The following is a 22,813-nucleotide window of genomic DNA, read 5'->3' as shown; positions in this document are numbered from 1 at the left end:
TCTGCTAAGATATATAACACTAAAAGTGAAAGAATAATAACTCTATAGTTCATTTAAACTCTTAAAAATCATATATCAAAGATGTTAAAAACTTTTTATCAGTTTTCTCTTTTTGTGTTTGATTTATATAATCAACTTTATAACTAACTCCTAAAGATAAGTTTCCAACCATCTTTACATTTACACTACTCTCACTTGTCACAAAGTATTTTTCACTATCCTCCATAGATACAAGATAGTTTACCATCTGTTTAAATTCAATATCCTCTTTTATTTTATATTTATAATTTAACTCAGATTTTGAAGCAGCATACTCATTTTTTTTGCCATTTTCATACTTATCCAAAGAGTAATCAACTCCAGATTTTATATCCAAAAGATGGTCATCTGTATTTATAAACTTATAACCAAGTCCAGGTCCAATATTTAATCTTGAATCATAATCAGAAAACTCATCTTTTACATAATTTACACCCAAATATGTATAAAAATTATCTGTAAACATATAACTAGATTGTAGCTCTAACTCATACTTATTTGCCGACTCTTCATTGTTGTCTTTACTTTTTATTATTGAACCTTTGAATTTAAGCTCTATATCATCAATCTTTGATTTTACTTCAGCATCAGCTGCTAGTGTAGTTGTTTGTGTATTTCCACTTGTATTTACATAAGACAACTCAACTTTTCCTTCATTTTCTACAGCAGTTGCAAAGTTTAATAAAATTGGTAAAATTAGTAGTTTTTTATGGTTTTTAATCATTGTTTTCTATCCTTAAAATCTGTCTCTTATTTGCCCTGCTTTGTTCAATTTGAATAAAATCCTTCTCATATTTTTTATACTTTTTCAAAAATGGTGGTATTTTTCTACCCTCTATCATCATCACATCATCCAAAATTGTTTTTACCAAAATCTCCTCTTCCCAATCACGGCTTAAATACTCAAACAAATACTCAGCAACCCTATCAAGAGAGATTTTAAAAGTACTTTCACTTCTTTTATACAACCATTTACTAAAATCAAAAAAGTTTTTAAACACTTTACCATCTTTGAAAAGTAGTTTTGAAGTCTTTACAAAATTTCCACTATTGTAAACAATATCCCAAAACCTAGCAAATCTTTTCATGTCCTGCATGAGAGTAAAACTTACCAAATTGTTTTTTAAAATATCATAAGGTGGGTTTGGATTATATACCATACCATGTAGTTCATCGTGCCTATTTAAGGTAGTCCCAGATAGTTTTTTTAAAATTCCAATTTGAATTTCACCACTACTTAAAGTATATAGTAAATCAAGATTTGCCTCAAAACTCTCTATAGTCTCTGTTGGTAAACCTACAATTAAATCTATATGCATATGAGCTTTTGTCTCAGAACTCAAAAATGCTAGATTCTCTTTGATTTTATCAATTTTTAGGTTTCTATTTATATTTTTTGCAACATCTAAATTTAGAGTTTGAATACCAACTTCAAGTTGTAAACTTCCTGCTTTGAACTTTTTTAATCTCTGCCTTAACTCAAGTGGAAAATTATCAGGAATTACCTCAAAGTGTAAAAAATAGTCCTCATCTTTTTCTAAAAAATAGTCCAAAATAGCTTTTGCATAAGATATTTTTAGATTAAAAGTTCTATCTATAAACTTGTAGTTTCGTGCCCCCCTATTCCAAAGTTTATCAATCTCATTTAAAAAAACATCAATAGGCAAATATCTCATACTACTATCAATACTAGATAGACAAAATTCACAAGTAAAAGGGCAACCACGACTGCTTTCTATATAAATATGTCTATTTTTTATATCAAAATCTGTGTAATAATCATATGGTAGAGCGATTTTATCAAACTCAACTGGCTTTGCATGAATTATCTTATCTTTTGGTCTAATTCCACCTAAGATATTTTTACATAAGTTATAAACACTTATCTCACCCTCTCCAAACATAAAATAATCTGCCATTTCAAAATCTACTCTATGAGGAAGATGACTAATCTCAGGACCTCCAAGAGCTACTATTGTATTTGGGCTTATTAGTTTTATATATTTTACAATTTCGGCTACATCTTGAGCATTCCAAATATATGTTGAGATTAATACAATTTTTGGTTTGTACTCTAAAATCTCTTCAACTATTGTTTGAGTTTGGCTATTTATCACAAACTCTAAAATCTTTGCTTCATCTTTTAACTCTTTTAGATTTGCAAACAAGTATCTTAAAGATAGACTTGAGTGCGAAAATCTTGAGTTTAGTGTTGTTAATATTATCTCTTTTTGTCTATTCAATTTCTATTCTTTTTCTTATTTTATCTCTTATCTAGTTTTTCAATATATATTAAATTGTTCTCAATTTTTAAAACTTTTACTTTTTCATTTTCACTTAAATTTTTTATATCAAAACTTGGTTCAATTTGCCAAAAAGTTCCTTTATAAAATATTTGCCCTAGCTTAAACTCTCCAATACCTTTCTCATTGAAAAAGTTATCACTTATATCTTTTTCACTTTTTGAAAATCTTTTTAATGCTTTTTTTCTAAAAAGAATTAATAAAAACATTGATAAAACAGATATTAAAATAAGTTGCCAAAGGATATTTTCAAAACCATAAAAAAGTGATATAAAACCAACTAAAATAAATCCTAAAGCAAACCAAACAATCACAAAAGATGTTACAAATACTTCAAAAGCCAAAAGTAAAATTCCTAAAGCTATTAGAGTATAAAATTCCATTGCACTAGGCATTGTTTGCCTTTGTGTTTGATGCACCTTTGAAAAAAGCATCTCCTAAAACTGATGTACTTCCAATCATCTGTGTTACTTCATAAGGAAGTATCATTTTATCAGTACTAGAGCTTTCTGCTAAGGCTTTAAAAGCAGCAACTCTATCTTTTGCAAGTAAAAACTCAGCTGCTTTTTCATTTTGATTCATTGCTTCGTTTATTAAATTCATAGCCTCTTTTTGACCAGCTGCAACTTTTTCTTGCTCATATTTTTTTGCATCTGCCATTCTCTCTATTGCTTCAGCTTTTAAAATTTCACTTTGTTTAAAAGCTTCTGCTTCTCTAATTTGTGCCTCTTTTTGAGCCTCTGCTCTTGTTTGAATAGCTCTTTTTTCTCTCTCAGCTTCCATTTGCATATTCATAGCTTTTTCTATTGATGCAGGAACAGAGATATCTGCTATTTCAACTCTTGTTACTTTAATTCCCCAGTTTGCAGCGGCACTTCCTAGCTCTGTTTGAAGTTTTGCATTCAAAGTCTCTCTATTTGATAAAGTATCATCTAAAACCATAGCTCCAATTTCAGCTCTTAAAGTTGTCATTGCTAAGTTTGCAATTGCATCTTTGAAATTCATAACATTGTATGTTGCCATAGTAGCATCATCGACTTTACAAAAAACAATACCATCTATTGAGATATTTACATTATCTTTTGTAATAACAGCTTGTCTATTTATATCAACCAACTGCTCTCTTGATGTTAAAATTGATCTTACATTGTCTATAATTGGAATAATTATATGAAATCCACCATGTAAAACTTTGTGAAATTTACCTAATCTTTCAACCACATATAAATCTGATTGAGATACTATTTTTACACCTCTTGTTATTATTACGATTGCAAAAAATATTATTGCAATTGCAAATGTTATTGTTGCTTCCATTTTGTCTCCTATTTTTTTAGTTTAATATTGTATCTTCTTATAACAAAATATTATTTCAAATACTCTCTTAACTCTTCTTCAAACTGCTCTTTTATCTCTTTTGGAGAGACTATTTTTATATTTGGTAACCACTTTTTAACCAAAGGTAAAATCTCCATACTATTTGTAACTTTGAAACTTACTATTAAATCATCTTTGTTTTCTAAAATTGTTTGTGAAGATAGAAACTTCTTATTTATAAAAAATCTTTTTACACTCTCATCTATTTTTAAAACTACTTCAAATGGCTCTTTTTTGTAGTTTGAAAAAAGAGTTTGAAATTTTTTTAAAAAATCCTCTGCTTCATACTCTTTTTTAAAAGTAGTTGCATACAAATCTATCTTATCTACAAAACTCAATCTTAAAAACTTGAAACCACTATTTATCTCATCAGGTGTTAAAGCTGCGATATAAAAATTTCCTTCAGCAAATACTATTTTTAAAATCTTTGCTTGATCAAAAATATATTTTTTGTCACTTGTATACTCTATTTTTGCATATCTTCTATTTTTGATTGCATCTTTTATTTGAAACAATAACTCTTTTTTTTGTAAAAAATTTTCAAATGGGTTTTGTTTTATTAAATATGTAGAAGAGTACTTTTTTTCCATTTTTTGAAGTATTGTTCTGTTTTTATCATCTAGTTTTGTTGAAAAATCAAAATCGAGCAAAGAGTACAAATCTACAAAGTTTTCTAGCTCTTTTTTATTGAAATTCAAAATATTTTTATCCAAAATAGAGTGTGAAACAAAACTATAAAGCTCACTATCTTTTAGTATATTATCACCAAAAACTTCTATTAAATCTTGCATATATCTTTGAGCACTTCTAAGACTTATATCAAATTTTGATGAGAAAGTTTTTAAACAAACTTTTTTTCCTTCTAATAGCTCTTTTAGTAGTTGTAGTTGGAGTATTGATTTTTTTGTTTGCAAGTTTTTACCTCTTTTTTAAAAGTTTTTATTATACCTATTTGAGGCTAAATTATGTAAATAACCATTTAAAAAGTAGTTCAAGAAGTAGTGTAATCACAAAAGAGAAATGAGCTTCAAAACTCTCTGATCTAAATGAAGAGATAAGAAATGCAAGAGGAATTGTCTGAATATAGACAATTTTTACATAGTGTTTTCTTACAAAATTGTTAAAAAAGATAGATAAAAGCTTCATCTCTAAACGAATTACTACATAAATATAAAACCAAATAAAAAAAGCATAAGCTGCAATTTTAACTATCAAAGGAAAATCTTTTAGCTCTGTTTTTACAAAAAAAGTAGGTATATCCAAAATAGGTAAGATTGGGAATGCCATAATTAGTAGTGTTCCTAAAAATATAAGTCCCACTTCACTGCTATTTACTGCCCAAACTGGTTCGAAGTTTCTATTCATTTTGTCTCCTTTTTGTTTTTATTATTTTATACAAAAAGTTTGACAGAAATTGTCGTTTTTTATTTTTATTTTAGCAACTAACTAGATATGAAATAGATAGTTAGTTGCCAATGAGAGATTTGATTATTTATCAATACCTTCTCTTTTATTTATAAATCTACAAATTACACCTGAATTGTTCATTATAATTTGATGATTCGTGTCACAATATGTAGCTATTGCGATTAATGGCAATCTTTCACTTCCCCAAGAGTTTGGTGCAAAAAATGAAAGCTCTCCAGCTTTGCACTTACTTGCTTCCTCTTCATTTGCATAGATACAAATTTTTGATTGATTTGTATCTTCATTGCATCCTGTAAAAGCCAAAATAGTAAACAATAAACCTAAGCTTAGAAATAATTTTTTTTTCATATTTTTTCCTTGTTTAAATAGTTTTAAAATAGATACTTAACTGTAACCCCAACTCTGTTTAAATCATAATCAACTAAACCCTCAAAATCCATATCATATTTTTTGTAATCAGCTGCTACTGCCCAGTGTTGTGCAAAGTTGTATTGAACTCCAGCACCATATCCAAAACCTATTGAATCTGACTCACCATTGTCAAATCCTTGTCCAGCAAAACCTATAGTTGCATACAAATCAACTTTTCTATCAAAAAATGAGTAACCAGCTTTTACATCACCTGCTACACCTGTCATCAAAATAGATTCTGTTTGACCGTTTGAAGAGAAATCCATATTACCAAAAGTAATTGAAGCATCAACTCCAAGTAAAATATTTGAATCAAAATATTTTGTAAGACCAAAATTTACCCCATACTCTGTAAATTTATCTGCATTTTCAAGCTTTACATCTGAGTTTATTGCTGTAACTCCAAAATGTTTTACTACATCTGCATTTAATGCACTCGTTAGAATTGTTGCTGCTAAAGCAATTTTTGTGATTTTTTTCATATTTTTTCCTTTTTGTTTAATTTAGAAAGGAATTATATTTTATTGTTTTGACAAAGATTGTCGTTTTTTATTTTTTATATTTAAACTCGAATACAAGCTCTTGAATATTTTAATCATCATCACTACTAAAAAAACTATTATCATTATCTAAATAATCAAAAAACGAAGATGTATCTTTGTTTTTCTCTTCTTCTCTATCAAGAGCATCATAAAATAAAACTCTTTCATAGTCGTTTTCTTGACTACCAACATCTATTGGCTCATCATTTCTTGTATAGACTTTAAATAAAGCGAAAATCACAAAACCTACTCCAAGAATAAATAGCATTCCCATATATACTCCTTTATAGTTTATTATAATATTTTAGTATCTTTTTTTGACACAATTTGTCGTTTTAGATTATTAATACTTTATACTTTTTAAAATTGTAAATCAAAATCCCCTTTTTCTGAGTCCTAAAAATAGAAATGAGCCTTGGCGATTTCGTAATTTTTAGTGATGACTGAATTTGCCAAAGGCAAAAATAATCGGGTCAATGTTGTAATTAAAAGAAATGATTAAAGTTATGCAACACTATGTTTCAATCCCCTCTTCTGAATCCTAAAAATAGAAATGAGCCTTGGCGATTTCGTGATTTTTAGTGATGACTGAATTTGCCAAAGGCAAAAATAATCGGGTCAATGTTGTAATTACTCTTACGCATGGTGGAAATTATACGACTTTTTGTTTCAATCCCCTCTTCTGAATCCTAAAAATAGAAATGAGCCTTGACGATTTCGTAATTTTTAGTGATGACTGAATTTGCCAAAGGCAAAAATAATCGGGTCAATGTTGTAATATAGAATAGAAAAAACCAAAAAAAAGGATACAAGAGTTTCAATCCCCTTATAATCGGGTCAATGTTGTAATCCTAGACTTTCAAAGAGCTTTAGAGACTGGTTCAGATGTTTCAATCCCCTTATAATCGGGTCAATGTTGTAATCTTATAATAACAAACAAAGACATCTTTGAAAAGATGGTTTCAATCCCCTTATAATCGGGTCAATGTTGTAATAACACTTTTAATATCACTATATTTGCCGATGTTCAGTTTCAATCCCCTTATAATCGGGTCAATGTTGTAATTTAAGGAAATCAACACGATAGAATTTTTCCATCTTGTTTCAATCCCCTAATAATCGGGTCAATGTTGTAATCTATGATAAAGATGATTGTGATGAAGAAGAGTTATTGTTTCAATCCCCTAATAATCGGGTCAATGTTGTAATAAATGAAAAATTATTTCATTCTGATACTTCTTTTACGTTTCAATCCCCTAATAATCGGGTCAATGTTGTAATTTAGATATGACAGTTCCTAGAGCTTGGGTTGTAGTTTCAATCCCCTCTTCTGAGTCCTAAAAATAGAATAAGCTTTAGCTTTTCGTAATTTTTAGTGATGACTGAATTTGCCAAAGGCAAAAATAATCGGGTCAATGTTGTAATATACTGGGCAAGGAAATGCTTTAGCACAATTTGGTTTCAATCCCCTCTTCTGAATCCTAAAAATAGAAATGAGCCTTGGCGATTTCGTGATTTTTAGTGATGACTGAATTTGCCAAAGGCAAAAATAATCGGGTCAATGTTGTAATTTAGAAAAACAAAATATGGATACGCAACTTTAGTTTCAATCCCCTCTTCTGAATCCTAAAAATAGAAATGAGCCTTGGCGATTTCGTAATTTTTAGTGATGACTGAATTTGCCAAAGGCAAAAATAATCGGGTCAATGTTGTAATAAAGTTCTTATCAGTAGAGCCTTTAAAGAATATTGTTTCAATCCCCTAATAATCGGGTCAATGTTGTAATGTGAAAGCCCTGTAGGTGGAGTAGCAGATACTAGTTTCAATCCCCTAATAATCGGGTCAATGTTGTAATAGGCTAACCATACCCAAAAGGGGTTTAGGACAAGTTGTTTCAATCCCCTAATAATCGGGTCAATGTTGTAATTGATTTAGCTAGAAGAAGTGGTCAAGTTGTGAAGTTTCAATCCCCTATAAATCGGGTCAATGTTGTAATTTAAAAATGTGCCCTATTCAAAAAGGGAGGAAAGTTTCAATCCCCTATAAATCGGGTCAATGTTGTAATTATAATCAAGGAGGATTCCAATGTCGAGAATACGTTTCAATCCCCTATAAATCGGGTCAATGTTGTAATTTAAATGATAGTAATAAATAACGAAAAAGCTATGTTTCAATCCCCTATAAATCGGGTCAATGTTGTAATCTTCTACATACCATAAAATCACTACTTCTATATCTTATATTTTGCTTAAATATAAAAAAGATAGTAGTTTTAAAAAACTCTAGCCCAAAAATAGCTAGATAGAAGTTTTTTGTTACTCTTAAAAAAATCTTATATAAAGTTAACAATAGATTTTTAAATAACAAAACAAAACAGTAGCTTAAAAGCATTTAAAATCCCTTTAAATTCTTATCAAATCACAAATGGATTTTGCAAATCTATTCCACTTTTTAGATGGATACTATTTTTAATATCAATTTTATAAATTCTTATATCATCCTCTTCTTGATTTATTAGTTTATTCAATTTTTCTACTAAATCATCTATACACTCTTTTGCTACTTTTGGATAAAAGTATATAGAGTATTGTATTCTAGCTGCTGTTTTTTCAAGTAGTTTTGATATTTTTACCAATCTTTTTTTATCTGAAATATCATAACAAATAATATAATCATGCAACTTCATCTAAAATATCCTTTGAGATTTTTGCTCTTATGTTTGCTACTTCTTTATCTAGCTTTGATTTTAATCTTGCTTCTAGCTCTAAAAATCTTTTCCAAATCTTACTTCTAGCTTCATATTTTAAATAGACTCCACCTTTTTTTGTAAAATCATCTAAGCTTAGAAGATTTTCTTTAAATATTTGTATAACTTCTTCATTTATATCTGCTCTAAAAAGCTCCATTAAATCAGATGCCAAAGCATTGTGTTCACGAAATGGCGTATGCAAGTATCCAATAGATGGTTCAAAACCATGAGTTAAAAGTTTTATTGAAATTATATTGTAGTAGAGTGTATAAAATAGTGACAAAACTGCATTTGCTGGGTCTTGTGGTGGATTTTTACTTCTTTTGTTTTTGTGCATATTTTTTGGCAAAAGTGAGAAAAACTCTTTGAAATATGTTTTAGCAAATGAGCCTTCTATTCCCATGAGTTCATCTATATTTTGTGCTTTTTCTATTTTTTTTAGAATTAATTTTATATTTAAATCTATTTCATACTTTTCTAAATGCAATTTGTGTAGTTTTACTTTGTCAAGTAAAATATCTTTTGCTATCAAGGTATTGCTATTTTCATACTATTACTCCATTTGAAATTATGTTTAGTTGTGAAGCTTTTCCAAGTAGAATTGGGTTTTTGTAAATCTTTACAATATTTATTTTGTCTATATCTTTTGTGTAGCTATTTAATTTAAATATTAGCTTATCTGATAGTTTTTCATCTAGTGGAATTTCTAGGGCTGATTTTTGCCCACCTGTTGTGTGTTTGTAAAGATATTTTCTTATTTTATATGCTCTTTTTGTATTAAAAATGTCATAAAGAACTAGATAATTTTTCATATTTTCCCCTTTATTGTTTAAAACTTGCTATGTTTAGTAAATAATATCTTTTTTTCTACTATAAATTTTTTTGCTAGGTTTTACTCTTGTTGTGGGTTTGAAGTTCCAAACTACTCTTTGTTTTATCTTGTCTGTTTTTATTGTTATTTTTGTTTTCATATATATTTCCTTGTTTGATTTTGTGAAATTATATATGAAAACTTTGACAGATATTGTCGTTTTTGATTTAAAAAAATATTTATTTTGTTTTTAATAAACTTTCCAAAATATTTATATAGTTTGATAAATTTTCAACACTATTTGTAGGGGTAGATTTTGATCTTTTTGAATTTCCTGAAAGTTTATGGGCAATATTATTTCTAATATTATTTATTTTTGAATATGTTTCTCCTATTTTTTGGAGTTCCTTTGGGTAGTCATTACTCCATTTACTATATTCAAATAATATATTTTGTGCTTTTTTTCTATCTTCCATAGATGCTACATCCAAATTATTTGCTTCACAAACAGCAGTAACAGAAGCTTCTGCAAGTGTAATATATGCCATAGCATGATTGTTGTTTTGGCTATACCATTTTGTTAATTCAAACTGAAATTTGGCTAGCTCATCTTTTTTGATTTTTCCAAATCTATTTATAAATTCTAAAAGATCTTTTGATATTAATCTTACAATAGGATTATTGCTTAATACAAATTTATCTATTTTTCCTTTTAAAATTTCAATACTATTTTGTAGCTCTCCCATATCTGATATACTTAAAGAGTATGCAAAACTTTTAAAGCTATTTACTATCTCCTTGCTTTGATTACTAGATTCTAAAAGTTTTAATAGCTCACTTGCATTTCCGTAATCTTTTAAAGATTTTATAGCTCTAGTCCAAGCTAAAAATTCAAAATATAAAGATAAATCAACTACAACTGAAGGTTTGCCTTTTTTTAATAAACCATAAAACATACCTGATATTTTTATATCTCTTGTAATTTGTGCAAATTCTGCAATTATCATCGAAAAAACTGAAACTGACCTAAAAAGATGTGTAATATCAAAATATAACTCATCTTTATCATCTACATCATCTAAAATATGTAACATTTTTTCAAACATTTGCCAAATTTCTTCACTACTTTCACTATTTTCTATAATAAAACATTTTGAGCCACTGTTTTGTAGTTTCTTATCAATTGCACTTGATAAGCCTTCTAATTTATCTTCATCTAAAAGTTCTTTTTCTTTTAAATTCAATACTTCAAAATGATATTCTTCATTTGTATTATAAAATTCGCACAAATTATCCCACATAGATTGTTTTGTACCTATTGTAAATATTTTATCAACCTCATAATGCTCTGCTATTGCACTAGATATAAATGCTCTTTTTTCGTAAATTTTATCATCAATTATATAATCTGCTAATTCATAATTGTTATTTGTGTTATCGCCTTTTGCTTTACTCCCAGTTCCAAGAAGAGTTATTAAAATTTTTGCCATTTTTAACCTTTTATTTTTTATTTACTTTGCTAACAATTCTTATACCGTTCATTTTGTTATCACCTCTATTTGGTTCTTGTTTTGCTTTATTAGCATTATTTGGTATTATTCCTGAATATGGAAGCAAATAATCTTTATCTTTTTTTGCACCTGTAAAATCATTTTTATCTTTATATTTTGGTTTTGGATTTTCAAGTAACTGATAAACTAAGTTTTTATTCTTATCTATATTTATATCTCTGTTTGCCATAGCAAAAAGCTCTTTTAGTTGTTCAGAATTTCTCCAATTTGGTATATGTTTTGATATTTCATTTTCAAACTCTTTTAAATACTCATTTTGTGTATATTTTAGATTTCTTGGCTCTAATTTTATATCTATTTTCCCATATCCTAAAGATTTTGCCATCCCAATATTGTGCATATATTTATCACTTTGTCCATGAAATGTAATAGCACTCAGTAGTGCTCCTATCTCTATTTTTTTTAGATTATGAAATCTAAGCTTACCTTTAAATACAGTATCTTTACTTAGTGGTTTAAAATGTGTTGTAATATCATGATTTATACTACCATCTTTCTTTTTTATTAACGGTGGATTTTTAATACTACTATGTAGTGGGTATCTTTTCCAACCTGAAATTTGTGCATTACTATCCATAAGAGTAATATATTTATTTACTTTATCTCTATTTGTATTTGTTTGTCTAATATAGTTTGGATAGTAAGTAGGATTTGGGGTTCCTAAAACTTGTTCAACTTCTTTTTCATATCTTTGTATTGTACTTTTAAAATGACTAAATTGAACTCTTCCTTTTAAGGCTTTTTCTTTAGATACATATCCAAAAATAGTTTGAGCTAAATCTAGTTTATTTTCTTTTATATTTTGTTTTGAAGCTTCAAAAATAGATTTGTTATAAGCTATTTTGAATAATTGAGTAAGTCCTATATGTTTTATCTTATTGCTATCTTTATCTTTGATATAAAATACTGGTATTTTTAAGGTTTTAGGAAAATTTTGTTTCCAAAACTGTCCATCTACTGAATTTTCATCTTTGAAATATACATTTGAAAAGTTGTTAAATACTTTTTTATCTAATTCTAAAATCTTACCATTTGTTTTAAAGATAAATTCATGCTTTTTATTTCCTATATTTCCAGTAAAAACTAATTTACCAAATAATGAAGAATTATTATCAAATTTAGCCATATTTTTTGGAATTTTTCTTCCTCTTATATCCATAATTTTTTTATATGTGCTAAACTTCAACTCTTTTAAAAGTCCAAATTTATTGTATTTCTCTTTTGCACTCTCTAGTTTTTTTAAATTTTTAAATTTTTCTTCTAGATTTGTATGAGAAATAGTTAAAATTTGTCCACAGTCTTCAATATAAAATTCATCATCTTTTTTTATTAAAAAACCACAACCATTTGCACCACCAACTAACTCTTTTTGATTTGACATATCTCTTACACCAAAAATATCTTTATAGTTTTCATTTATTGTAATTTTTGAAAAACTTAATATCTCCAAAACATTTCTTACCATTCCTTTTATACTTGAAGATGGTATATAGAACTCTTTTGCACCATTTTGGTTTATATGATGACAAAATTCATCTGTTGGTTTTTCTTTATCTTTACTATGATTTCGTATAAATATAGGACTTTTTGCTGTGATAGTTATATCTATCTCTCCACTCTCACCATCTTTAAAAGGCACATCATGACTTACATCATCAGCCCAAGATGGATAAAAAATTTCTTTATTTAGTGGTACAAAGTTATATGGTGCTGTAATCATTTTGTTTCTCCTTTTTTAAATCCTGAAAAAAGCTGAATAGTTGGTTTTAAAACCTTTATGTTTAGACAATTTTCATCCTCTTTTTCTTCCCAAATTTGGCTTATAATTACTTCTTTATAGCCATTTGTGATAAAGCTTTGTTTTGTGATATTTTCTTCTTTAAAATCACTTATATTTTTATCTATTAAAACAAAAGAGTTTCCAATATTTCTTATAGTTATGCTTCTGTTTCCATCAAATAAACAAGCTTCAAGAATAAAATTTTTATCTTCGTGTAAATCTTCCCAAGATGGTAAAGTTTGTTTTTCTTGATAAACTTTGTTTAGTTTTTCATCTGACATTTGAAAATATCCCTCAAATTTACCTTCTAAATTTATATAGAAGTTTTTTATCTCTTCATAAGTTTTCATAATTTTTCTCCATCTTTAAAACAATTCCACCAAAAACTCCATGCCCCTTTGTAGTGGCTCCACCTAAGCTTAACATTCCAGTTGTGATATCTTTTAGAGCATTTTCAAATGCTTCTATAGCTACCTCATCTTTTATTTTTTCTTTATTTAAAAGTATCTCTAAAATAAAGCTCTCACAACTAGCTACTGTTTTTTCTTGAAATAAAGCACCCTCAATAGCTCCACCTGTAAATCTATCTATACTTACATGGTCAAATATTTTTGTATCATTTTTTTCTAAATACAAATCAGAGATTAAGATATTTCCTTTAAAACCATCTATTTTTTTATCTTTTTTTGCACCAAAAATATCTTCAACAATTTGAGCTTTCACACCATTTTCTATAAAGTTTCCTTTCTTAAGATTGTAGTGATAAGTAGTTCTATGTGATATTGCACCTTTTACACTACTAGCTGGAATAACTATTTTTTCTTCACTCAAAGTTTTATTTTCATAATCAATAACTTTTTCAACAACAGGAGTCATATCTACTTGTTCATCTCCATATCCACTTCCAAACATAAAAAAGTCATCTGGAGTTAGTTTTAACTCATATTTTATATATTTATCATCTATGATAGATTTATTTTCATATTTTTCTTTTAGAGTTTTATTTAAAGAGCTTGAAAACTCAATATACTCTTTACTTGTAATATCAAAAGTATCGTAAGTTATTTCCAAAACTTCTATTTGTCCATAACCTTTTGAACTTCCTGCACCAACTCTAAAGCTATTTTTATATAATTCATCTAAAATAGATTTAAACTCTTCTTTGTCATCTTTATTTGAGATTAATTCTATACTAAATTTAAACCTTGTTCCTTTGTATATAATCTCTTCATCAAATTTTCCGTGTTTATTTGTAACACCTTTATCATTCATAGAGTTGTGATCTCTTATTGGTAGAATTTCAAAATTTTTAAGGAAATCACTTTTTTCTAAAAGTAGAGTTTCTGTCACTTTTTTATCTTCATTTAATAGTAGTGCATTTGAAAAAATCACTCTTGAACCTTTTGACTCTTTTTTCTTTGAATCTTCATCTCCAAAAACATCATTTACTTTTGTTTTATCAAACTCTTTTCGTAAAACTCCAGCCAAAGAGGTACCTAAAATCATAGGTAATCCATTCCAATCTTTTTGAATTGGGCTATCTTGAAGTGCATCAATACTATTTGAACCAATTTTTAAAGCTGTTCTTGCTTCTATAATTATATGTGCTATATGTCTATATTTTTCCATTTTATTTCTCCAAATCTTTTTTTGGCATCGTCATAGAAAAAAGTTTGATAAACTCTAAACTCTTTTCATCTAAAAGTTTTTCTAATTTTTCTTTTGCATCTTTCCACTGTTTTTCTGAAATACCATGAGAGATAAAATCTTTTATTTTTTCTCTATAAGATTCTTTATGAAACTGAGTATATGCTCTTATTTGTCCCCATTGTGATTTTGAAACACCTTTGAAGCTATTTTTATTTTCTTCAATATATTTCTCTACTTCTTCTACTAAAGTCAAAGTCTTTTTTGAAATTTCACTTTTATTATTCAAGAATGCCACTAAGTCATCATCTATTTTTGAAGTTTCATTTTCGATTTTTTCATAAACTATATCTTTTTTATTTAGACAAAACTTATCCTCTTTTAGTAGGAAACTAGGATTTATCAAAACTTCTCCATATCCTTCATTTAAATATGCTCCTATGCCTTTTTTTAGTGTTTCTATATCTTTTGGACTTATATTTTTAAGAGCAATTACACTTCCTCTTTGAATAATATTTCTTGAAAAATCAAAACACTCTCTTATTGAGTTGTAAGGAGTAAAAGTTTTTGTTTTTATTTGTGTTTCTTCCCATACTATTTTGGCATTTTCAAGAGCTAAACTCTCTTTTGTAGGAATAAAGGTACTCATACCATTTTCATCAAATAGAGCCAAAGAAGATTTTACATATATGTAGTTTACACCAGTTGTAATTGGATTTTCAATATTTTCTAGCTTGTAATCTTTTAGCTCTTCTATTTTTACTTTTCCATAAGATGAAGATTTTGATTTTCCCAAATATCTTACTCCTACTAAAGAGTCTTCTAAGAGTTTTTTATCATTTTGATTAATAGTATCATCAATTTTTAAAGAAAAAATCCAAGAAGTACCTTTTTGTATAGAGTTGTATCCATACATTTTCCCATCTTCTGATTTTCTATTTTTTTTATCATAAGCTGCTTTTTGAGTATAAGTAAAATCCAGATTTAAATAATCTAAATTTGAGTTTATATAACCTGTTCTTATCTGTTTGTACTGTTTATCTAACTCTTCTTGATTTTTATAATCTATAAAGTGATTGTTTTTTACCTCTTGTTTATCAAAATCTTCTTTAGGAGCAAAAAAACAAAGTGGAGCTTTGTAGCACTCTTTATTTTCACTCAAAAGTGTAGCTTCCCCAAATCTTACTTTTTTGCTATGAAAAATATCTATTGGGTTTTCAAATTTATCATAATTTTTGGCAACAATTCCTAAAATTGAGCTTCCTGTAATATAATCCAATGTTTCAACTTTGCCTAGAGTATTTGAAGAACCTTGAAGCACAATATCACTTAGAAATGTTAATTTATAATATATTTTCTTCATTTTTATTCTCCTACAATCTCTATTTTACATCTTCCTAAACCTCTGTTTCTGTTTAGTCCAGCTCTTTTTATACTTTTTAATGCATTAATCATACTTGTTTGATATTCTTTTGGGATATTCTCTATTGTTCCATAAAGTGTAATAGGAATTACAACCTCTATCTCTCTTAAGCTTCCTGTTTTTGCAATACCATTTTCATCTATTTTTGTAGAAGCAAGTTCAGTATATAAATTTGATTGTAAAGATTTATCTACAATAATCTTTCTTGTGCTATCGTCAAGAATTACATCACTAAAATAACAAGCTCCAGCACTATTTCCTTCATTTCCAAAACAGATATTTATAAACTTCTCGTCCATAGTTAATTCAGCCATCTCTCTTGTTAAACCTTTGATTGTCTTACCACTAAAATATGGTAAACCATCTTTATCTTTTAAAACTGTTGAGTCAGCTTTTGCACCAGAACTAAGCCCACTACTTAAGTGCCAATAATCTAAAAAAGTGATTTTATATCTCATTTTATATCTCCTTCTTTTTCATCTGTTACAGATAGTATTTGTAGTACATCATAAACTGGAGTTTTATCTAAACCATCTTTTTTTACTATTAGATTTTTTAGTGAAGTACCTTCATATAAATTTTTACTATCCCATTTATCTTTACTTATTTGATTGATTCTTTCTAGTTGAAGCTTTGCTAAATTTTTATCATGACTTAGTGTTGTAAGCCAATCTCTTAGCTTAGCTATTGGTGAGTTCTCTTTTTTGAAATCATCTACTAAAGCTTGAAATTTTTTTATAGAGATTTTGTTTTCTATCTCTTTTAAGTAGTATGGTCCAAAATCACATCTAATACCGTTTATTGTAAGTTCATCTTCTATAAACTTTGAAAAACTCTCTACATTTGAACTTTGAATATTGTGAAACATAAGTGAAGATGGTGCAAGATTTAATTTTTTTTCTTTCGCATATTTTTTAGAATCTTTTTTGGTAAAAGAGCATAAATCTTCTGCTAGTTTAACCGCATAGTGAAATGGATATTTTTCATTACAAAATACAACTCCAGCACAAGCTGTTAAATCATAACTTATATTTTTCTCTTTATTTGTATATATATTTTTTGTTTTCTCTTCAAAAAGCTCTAAAAAATATTTTGTGAAATCCAAAGCTTGATTTGCATCACAAATCAAAGTTACATCATCTCCACCTAGAATTACATCTCTTTTTTTAAGCTTACTATCTTCACTTTTAAAAACTTTTTCTACACACTCTTTAAAAGCTTCATTTGTAGCATCATCAAGTTTTTTTGAAAACATTTTAATATCTGCTTCTGTTAAATCTTTTACAATATTTCCCAAACCATTTCCATCTATATGAATAATTGCTATTTTATTTTTTTTATTTGATAAATAAGATATATCAAAAATACTATCTTTGTCATCTTTTTTTATCTCTTTTGCAAATTTTTTGAACTCTACTATTTTTTGAGCTGTTGCTTTATCATTTTCACTATCTATCAAAGGTAGAGCTGTTCGTGGATTTTGTTGTATTATATTAAAGTGAGTATCTAAAGATATATTACTTTTATTTCTTTGAATCTTTAAAAGCTTTTCTAGTTCTTGTGAAGAATCTTTATAGTTTTTATACTCTACAACAGCTTGTGAAATTGTAACTCCATAAGCTTTTAGCATCATATATTGTGGAAGTTTTAGCACAACTTTTTCTAAATCTTCTTTATTTTTAAATATTACTCTTAAATTTCCAGCTGCTTGAAGAATTATAGTTGCATCCTCTTTTAAATCAAACTCTTTTTTTAATTCTAATTTATCAAAATTTTTTATTATTTCACTAGCACCAATTATCTCTTTTAGTTTATTTGTTTTAAATATAAACTCTTGAAGACCTTGTAAACTTGCCCCATACAAATATTCACTCATCTATTTCACTCCTTTTATAGTTATTTTTCCAAGCCCAAAAACTGTCTGTTTTCCAACTCCAATTAGCTCTCCAAGCTTCAAAAGTTGATAACTTTTTTCATCTAAATTACTTATCCAAAATTCTCCCATAAGACCTCCTAAATTCATACTACTATTTTGTAAATTACTAAATCTTTTTAAATCATTAAAATATATATCCTTTGATTTAATTTTATATCTTGGTTTAAATGGTATTTTCTCAAATTCACTATTTTTTATAGCTAAACTTCTTCGATATATTGATTTTAAAATTGACTCAAACTCCAAATTATCATCTATTACAAATTTTCCATCTTTTTTTATACGAAGTGGAGTTACTAAAGTTAGAATTATCTCATCTTTATACTTTTTAGCTTGATTAAAAGTTTTTATATAGTCTGTAATCTCTTTTAAATTTCCATTTTGATAAATAATATTATCATTTAAATATATCTCAAAATCTTTATAGATTTTATTCTCTTTTCCCAAACCAATATTTGTAAGCATCTCATAAAAAGCACTTATTACTATAAAAATTTCATCACAAGAGTCATCAAAAAGATAGAATGAAAATTCATAAAATTGTAAACCCAATCTTATATCAAATCTATATTGATGTATCTCATTTTTCTTTTCAAAAAATTTACTGTACAAAGAGTTTTCAACATTTTTTTCTATATTTTTCAAAGCATAACCAAAAGCTCCACGAAGCTGAGAGCCCATAAAGTATGGTGGTTTGTCAGTGCTGTTTATCTTAATTGTTAGTTTTGTATAGTTCATCTTTAAACTGCTCCAACTCTTTTTCGCTTATGTTTATTACCAATTTATTTGATTTATTATTTTGAACATCTGTAAGTCTATTTAAATACTCTATAGTTCCCATAAATTCAATATTATATCTTTGCATATCTTTTGTAAAAACTCCCAAAACACCTTGAATTTCACCTCTTGTACACTCTTTTCTTAATATTGGAATTGGTAGTTTTATATCATTAAAATAGATATCTATTTTATTCATTCTTTTTATTAATCTATATGTATTAAAAATCATTAATAACATAGTAAAAAAAGTAAACCAAACTGTAGCATCTGTAATTAGTTTAAATATATAATCAAACATCACTATCCTTTTTTTCAAAAATTTTATTTCTCTTGCAAATATAAAAATATATAGAAACTCCAAAAATAAACAAAGCTACACTAAAATAAACAATATTTATATGCACAAAACCTGTTGATGCTGATATTACAAAAAGTCCAAGTCCAAGATAGATAAATAAACCAACAAAAATGTTTATATAAATAGGAGTTTTATACAAGCACTTTGCTAATTTTGGAGTTTTTAATCTACTTGTAGTAATAGTCAAAAAGATATTAACTACAAATAAAGATATAACAAAATATAAATTTCCTATAGACTCTATATTTAATAAAAAATATATAGCAAGTACTATTGTTGTAATAGTTAAAAATTTAAAAACTATATACACAAAATACTCCTTATTTAAAAGCTCTTTTATACAATTTTTATTCATAATCTCTAAACCTTTCATGCTCAAATATTGATTTTTTTATAATCTTTCCATCTTCTTCAAACTCTTGTGTAACTCTTTTTGTAGTTGAATATACTGCTTTTAGTTTCAAACTTTTTGCAAAATTTACTAAAATATAAGTTGCACCAAAATCTCCTTGAATCAAAACAAAATCTCCTTCTTTTGAGTACTGTTTTAAAAAAAGTTTTATTGGAGTTAAATATTCACTCAACTTTTTTAAATCATTAGGTACATTACTAAAAAGCTCTTGTAACTCTTTTGGAAGATATATAAACTCTTCTATGCCAAAACTTTTCATGGCATCATCCTTTTGATTTTTTGTTAAAGTATGAGAAAATAGCAAAAACATTTTATTCATAAATAATCCTTAATAAATTTAATTAATTCTATACTGATTTTTTGACAGAAATTGTCGTTTTTTATTATTTAAAAAATAATTTTCAAATACAAATTTGATTTTTCATAATCATAATCTTCTTTATTAGAAACCATATCATACTTTTTATACTCAAAATTTAATGCAAAATTCTTTGCTATTTTATACTCAGCTCCACCACCATATCCAAAACCAGCACCATCAATATTTCCAATACTTTGGAAAGCAGCAGCTCCTAGAGCATAAATAGAGAAATCTCTATTTAAAAAAGCATAACCTAGTTTTAAATCTGTAGAAAATGTTGATACCTCTTTACTTTTATTTTCAACTCTTATATTTCCATAGTTCAAATTATAATATAAACCAAAAATAATTGAATCAAAATATCCACTTGTACCAAAACCAAGCCCTAGTTCTGTATAAGTTTCATTAAAGATTTTAGCATTTGAAGTTCCAATATAAAAAGAGTTTACTTTGTCAGCTTTTAAAAAAGTAGTTAAAAAGATTGTAATAAGTGATAGTTTAAAAAATAGTTTCATTTTTTCCCTAAGATTTTTTAGTTTGATGTACTATATTTAAAAATAACTAAAAAATCTCTAAGTTCTTATATAGTTTAGTTTTATATAATAAGCCTCAAATTTTTTTTAAGGGTTAAAATGTTTAGAACAAAACTTGCTCAATTTAGAGCTATATCAATAATCGAAGGGATTTCATATCTTATTTTAGTCTTTTTTGCAATGCCTTTAAAATATTTTTTTGCAGAACCTATGGCTGTAAAAGTGTTTGGAATGCTACATGGAATATTTTTTATTCTTTTTTGTTTGGCTTTATATAGAGTTATGATTGAAAAAAGATGGAAGCTATTTTTTAGTATAAAACTTTTTATATATTCACTAATTCCATTTTTATTTATTTTGATAGAAAAAGATATAAAAAACTTAAAAAAGAATTGAGTTTAAACTCAATTCTTTATTCTATTTTGTGATTAAATCATAAATATAAATATCAGCAATTTTTATATAGTAGTTTTGTTGATCTTTTGTAAAACTCTCTGTTTTTGTTGGTACCAACTCACTTTTTAAATCTTTTGAGTTTGAATAAGCTCTTAAATTTATCTCTAAAGTACTGAAAGTTAAACCACTAATATCAAAATCCACACTAAACTCTTTCTCTTCATCTATATTGCTCCATTTATCATCAAAAGCATCTATTTGAAGATATTGTGCTTTTATATCTTTTGTATTTAAAGTAGTTCCTAAAATATCATCACCAGCTTGATATGTTTTTATATCTTTAAATGTTTTTGAGTTAATCGCTTTTACTCTTGAGCTATCTAAAATTTGTGGAAATGATACAGTTATTCCACCATTTTTTAAATCATTTTTTAAAGATGTTTTATATTTGAAATTTACTCTTAACAAATTAGGAGAGATAAGTTCATAAGTGTGATAAAGTTTTGAACTTGTATTATATAAATAGTCCTGATGACCTAAACTATTATATTGATTATTTGAGTTATAGCTATTTTTTACTATTAACTTATCTGCTTTAATTACTAAATTACCATTTATATAAAGTCCATCCTCTTTCAACTCAATAGCCAATTTCTTGATATTATCTTGATTTGTATCTTCAAAAACTATATCTTCTTGTATAAAATCTTTAAAAATAGCTTGAGAAAATTTTTGTGCAGATTTACTATCAATTTCTAAATCAACTTTAAATATAGAGAAAATATCATTTAAAGTTGAAAAATTTGTAAAATTTGTTGGCTTTATTTTCGCATCAAATTTTAATGTTTCATAATATTTATCATTCATAAATGATAAATCATTTGAATTTCCCTCTAAACTTATCATAAAATCAGATTGAGAAAGAAGATCAAAAAACTCATCTTGTTTCTCTAAAGCTTTATTATAATCAATTGTTAAAGTTGAAGCTGAAAAATCAAGATACTCTTTATATGGTAAATTTTCAAATTTTACAACAAAAGATGAATCTTTTAACTCAAAATAGTTGTTTAAAACTTTTGTAAAATCAAAGTTATATCTCTTTTTACTTAAAGTATCAAAAGATAAATCAGATTTTATTTGTAAATCATCATTGAGATATTTTGAATAAGAGTCAAGTTTTAAATTTTTAAACTCTAAAATAGTTTCATATCTTTTGTGAGTAAAATTTTCTATAAATATTTTAGAGTCTATTTTACTACTTTTTTTATTTTCAAAATATGAGAAATTCATATTTTCAATAATTAATCTCTCATCAATATATCCACCATAATATGCTTTTTCAACTTTAAATAGAGGTATATTTAGAGTTTTTTTATCTCCATTTACACCTCTAATATTTAAAAGACCACTATTTTTTAGTGTAAGCGTCAAATCATCAAGTTTGAAATTTCCATCTTGGTCTATATTTATTCTAATCTCTTTATTATTTAGCATCTGCATCATATTTGTTGGAAGAGCATTTACTAATCCAAAATAGTTTTGATGTTGCATATATCTAATTGGAAGTTTAGTTAGATATAGATTTAAATCATATTTTGTACCAAAACCGTTTGAAACAATATCATAATCAAAAGTTAAACCCTCAACAAAAACATCAATCTCATCTTTTGGCAATAGCTCTAAATAGTCTTGAAACTGCTTCTTAAGTTCTCCATCACTCATTTGATTTATAGTATAAACCATAGCTTTATATGGATAAGCTATCTCAATTTTTCCTTTTGCTTCAAAACTTAAAAAACCAATATTTTTGTTTATATTTACAAAAAAACCATTTTGATTCAACTCTTTTACTTTTGCATCTACTCTATTTTCAATAGAGTTTCTAACTATAAAAAATAGTAAAACAACAGCTAAAAAAATCAAAGCAACATAAATTGATAATTTTTTCATATATAT

Annotated in this window: 27 protein-coding genes and 2 CRISPR repeat arrays; of the genes, 1 reads left to right on the top strand and 26 read right to left on the bottom strand. The window is 26.6% G+C overall.

Translation table 11 applies throughout. The features are described from left to right. Window positions 1-61: 61 nt before the first annotated feature. The 25 genes from ASKIR_RS04470 to ASKIR_RS04350 form a co-directional block, all read right to left on the bottom strand. On the bottom strand, window positions 62-763 hold the full coding sequence (locus tag ASKIR_RS04470) for a DUF481 domain-containing protein (protein ID WP_115588589.1): 702 nt from the start codon (window positions 761-763) through the stop codon (window positions 62-64). Next, window positions 756-2,282, bottom strand: a complete 1,527-nt coding sequence (locus ASKIR_RS04465) for a B12-binding domain-containing radical SAM protein (protein WP_115588588.1) — start codon at window positions 2,280-2,282, stop codon at window positions 756-758. The genes ASKIR_RS04470 and ASKIR_RS04465 overlap by 8 nt, the downstream gene beginning before the upstream one ends. A gap of 20 nt (window positions 2,283-2,302) precedes the next feature. Beyond that, window positions 2,303-2,737 carry an NfeD family protein gene (locus ASKIR_RS04460; RefSeq protein ID WP_115588587.1) on the bottom strand — a complete coding sequence of 145 codons (435 nt, stop codon included), beginning with the start codon at window positions 2,735-2,737 and terminating at the stop codon, window positions 2,303-2,305. Next, window positions 2,730-3,659: an SPFH domain-containing protein gene (locus ASKIR_RS04455; RefSeq protein WP_066350244.1), complete on the bottom strand. Its 930-nt coding sequence runs from the start codon at window positions 3,657-3,659 to the stop codon at window positions 2,730-2,732. The genes ASKIR_RS04460 and ASKIR_RS04455 overlap by 8 nt, the downstream gene beginning before the upstream one ends. A 50-nt stretch (window positions 3,660-3,709) precedes the next feature. Further along, entirely contained in the window at window positions 3,710-4,633 is a 924-nt protein-coding gene (locus tag ASKIR_RS04450; protein ID WP_066355546.1) for a WYL domain-containing protein, read from the bottom strand. A 49-nt stretch (window positions 4,634-4,682) separates the two neighbouring features. Continuing rightward, on the bottom strand, window positions 4,683-5,084 hold the full coding sequence (locus ASKIR_RS04445; protein ID WP_115588586.1) for a hypothetical protein: 402 nt from the start codon (window positions 5,082-5,084) through the stop codon (window positions 4,683-4,685). 123 nt (window positions 5,085-5,207) lie between these two features. Continuing rightward, window positions 5,208-5,495 carry a hypothetical protein gene (locus tag ASKIR_RS04440; RefSeq protein ID WP_109065665.1) on the bottom strand — a complete coding sequence of 96 codons (288 nt, stop codon included), beginning with the start codon at window positions 5,493-5,495 and terminating at the stop codon, window positions 5,208-5,210. A gap of 23 nt (window positions 5,496-5,518) precedes the next feature. Further along, window positions 5,519-6,040, bottom strand: a complete 522-nt coding sequence (locus tag ASKIR_RS04435; RefSeq protein WP_115588585.1) for a porin family protein — start codon at window positions 6,038-6,040, stop codon at window positions 5,519-5,521. 109 nt (window positions 6,041-6,149) lie between these two features. Further along, on the bottom strand, window positions 6,150-6,374 hold the full coding sequence (locus ASKIR_RS04430; RefSeq protein WP_115588584.1) for a hypothetical protein: 225 nt from the start codon (window positions 6,372-6,374) through the stop codon (window positions 6,150-6,152). A gap of 540 nt (window positions 6,375-6,914) precedes the next feature. Continuing rightward, window positions 6,915-7,381: a CRISPR direct-repeat array (repeat unit 36 nt; unit sequence GTTTCAATCCCCTAATAATCGGGTCAATGTTGTAAT). Window positions 7,382-7,849: 468 nt separating this feature from the next. Further along, window positions 7,850-8,303: direct repeats of the CRISPR family, unit length 36 nt; unit sequence GTTTCAATCCCCTAATAATCGGGTCAATGTTGTAAT. A 210-nt stretch (window positions 8,304-8,513) separates the two neighbouring features. Next, window positions 8,514-8,786 (bottom strand): CRISPR-associated endonuclease Cas2, encoded by a 273-nt coding sequence (gene cas2, locus ASKIR_RS04420; RefSeq protein ID WP_115588583.1) that lies wholly within the window; start codon window positions 8,784-8,786, stop codon window positions 8,514-8,516. After that, complete coding sequence (gene cas1 / locus ASKIR_RS04415; RefSeq protein WP_115588582.1) at window positions 8,773-9,381, bottom strand: CRISPR-associated endonuclease Cas1; 609 nt, start codon at window positions 9,379-9,381, stop codon at window positions 8,773-8,775. The genes cas2 (ASKIR_RS04420) and cas1 overlap by 14 nt, the downstream gene beginning before the upstream one ends. 13 nt (window positions 9,382-9,394) lie before the next feature. Then, on the bottom strand, window positions 9,395-9,661 hold the full coding sequence (cas2, locus tag ASKIR_RS04410; protein WP_115588581.1) for a CRISPR-associated endonuclease Cas2: 267 nt from the start codon (window positions 9,659-9,661) through the stop codon (window positions 9,395-9,397). Window positions 9,662-9,694: 33 nt separating this feature from the next. Beyond that, the gene (locus ASKIR_RS10405) at window positions 9,695-9,820 is read right to left on the bottom strand and encodes a hypothetical protein (RefSeq protein ID WP_257122395.1); all 126 of its coding nucleotides are present in this window, start codon (window positions 9,818-9,820) and stop codon (window positions 9,695-9,697) included. A 79-nt stretch (window positions 9,821-9,899) separates the two neighbouring features. After that, window positions 9,900-11,150 (bottom strand): TIGR02221 family CRISPR-associated protein, encoded by a 1,251-nt coding sequence (gene csx2 / locus ASKIR_RS04405; RefSeq protein ID WP_115588580.1) that lies wholly within the window; start codon window positions 11,148-11,150, stop codon window positions 9,900-9,902. A 10-nt stretch (window positions 11,151-11,160) separates the two neighbouring features. Beyond that, complete coding sequence (locus tag ASKIR_RS04400) at window positions 11,161-12,951, bottom strand: TIGR03986 family type III CRISPR-associated RAMP protein (RefSeq protein ID WP_115588579.1); 1,791 nt, start codon at window positions 12,949-12,951, stop codon at window positions 11,161-11,163. Next, on the bottom strand, window positions 12,948-13,361 hold the full coding sequence (locus ASKIR_RS04395) for a TIGR04423 family type III CRISPR-associated protein (protein WP_115588578.1): 414 nt from the start codon (window positions 13,359-13,361) through the stop codon (window positions 12,948-12,950). Before ASKIR_RS04395 ends, ASKIR_RS04400 begins: the two co-directional genes overlap by 4 nt. After that, window positions 13,348-14,640 (bottom strand): RAMP superfamily CRISPR-associated protein, encoded by a 1,293-nt coding sequence (locus ASKIR_RS04390; protein ID WP_115588577.1) that lies wholly within the window; start codon window positions 14,638-14,640, stop codon window positions 13,348-13,350. Before ASKIR_RS04390 ends, ASKIR_RS04395 begins: the two co-directional genes overlap by 14 nt. A gap of 1 nt (window position 14,641) precedes the next feature. Continuing rightward, a complete protein-coding gene (locus ASKIR_RS04385; RefSeq protein ID WP_115588576.1) occupies window positions 14,642-16,021 on the bottom strand; it encodes a hypothetical protein in 1,380 nt (459 codons plus the stop codon). Window positions 16,022-16,023: 2 nt separating this feature from the next. Then, a complete protein-coding gene (locus ASKIR_RS04380; protein ID WP_109065676.1) occupies window positions 16,024-16,539 on the bottom strand; it encodes an RAMP superfamily CRISPR-associated protein in 516 nt (171 codons plus the stop codon). Continuing rightward, window positions 16,536-17,957 carry a Cas10/Cmr2 second palm domain-containing protein gene (locus ASKIR_RS04375; protein ID WP_228254668.1) on the bottom strand — a complete coding sequence of 474 codons (1,422 nt, stop codon included), beginning with the start codon at window positions 17,955-17,957 and terminating at the stop codon, window positions 16,536-16,538. Before ASKIR_RS04375 ends, ASKIR_RS04380 begins: the two co-directional genes overlap by 4 nt. After that, window positions 17,958-18,755 carry a CRISPR system precrRNA processing endoribonuclease RAMP protein Cas6 gene (gene cas6 / locus ASKIR_RS04370; protein ID WP_115588575.1) on the bottom strand — a complete coding sequence of 266 codons (798 nt, stop codon included), beginning with the start codon at window positions 18,753-18,755 and terminating at the stop codon, window positions 17,958-17,960. Continuing rightward, complete coding sequence (locus ASKIR_RS04365) at window positions 18,730-19,095, bottom strand: hypothetical protein (RefSeq protein WP_115588574.1); 366 nt, start codon at window positions 19,093-19,095, stop codon at window positions 18,730-18,732. The genes cas6 and ASKIR_RS04365 overlap by 26 nt, the downstream gene beginning before the upstream one ends. After that, window positions 19,088-19,510 (bottom strand): hypothetical protein, encoded by a 423-nt coding sequence (locus tag ASKIR_RS04360; RefSeq protein WP_128994507.1) that lies wholly within the window; start codon window positions 19,508-19,510, stop codon window positions 19,088-19,090. Before ASKIR_RS04360 ends, ASKIR_RS04365 begins: the two co-directional genes overlap by 8 nt. Further along, the gene (gene csx20 / locus ASKIR_RS04355; protein WP_066350199.1) at window positions 19,503-19,886 is read right to left on the bottom strand and encodes a CRISPR-associated protein Csx20; all 384 of its coding nucleotides are present in this window, start codon (window positions 19,884-19,886) and stop codon (window positions 19,503-19,505) included. The genes ASKIR_RS04360 and csx20 overlap by 8 nt, the downstream gene beginning before the upstream one ends. Window positions 19,887-19,954: 68 nt before the next feature. Then, window positions 19,955-20,443, bottom strand: coding sequence for an outer membrane beta-barrel protein (locus ASKIR_RS04350; RefSeq protein ID WP_066160911.1), 489 nt, complete (start codon window positions 20,441-20,443; stop codon window positions 19,955-19,957). Window positions 20,444-20,560: 117 nt separating this feature from the next. Between ASKIR_RS04350 and ASKIR_RS04345 the strand changes: the two genes are divergently transcribed. Continuing rightward, window positions 20,561-20,857: a DUF3817 domain-containing protein gene (locus ASKIR_RS04345; RefSeq protein ID WP_066160908.1), complete on the top strand. Its 297-nt coding sequence runs from the start codon at window positions 20,561-20,563 to the stop codon at window positions 20,855-20,857. Window positions 20,858-20,878: 21 nt separating this feature from the next. Here the strand turns inward: ASKIR_RS04345 and ASKIR_RS04340 are convergent, their stop codons facing one another. After that, a complete protein-coding gene (locus ASKIR_RS04340) occupies window positions 20,879-22,807 on the bottom strand; it encodes a hypothetical protein (protein ID WP_115588572.1) in 1,929 nt (642 codons plus the stop codon). Between the last annotated feature and the right edge of the window lie 6 nt (window positions 22,808-22,813).

The sequence above is a fragment of the Aliarcobacter skirrowii CCUG 10374 genome, assembly GCF_003544835.1.
In the GTDB taxonomy this organism is placed as follows: domain Bacteria; phylum Campylobacterota; class Campylobacteria; order Campylobacterales; family Arcobacteraceae; genus Aliarcobacter; species Aliarcobacter skirrowii.
This window is presented reverse-complemented; position numbering and strand designations above follow the sequence as displayed.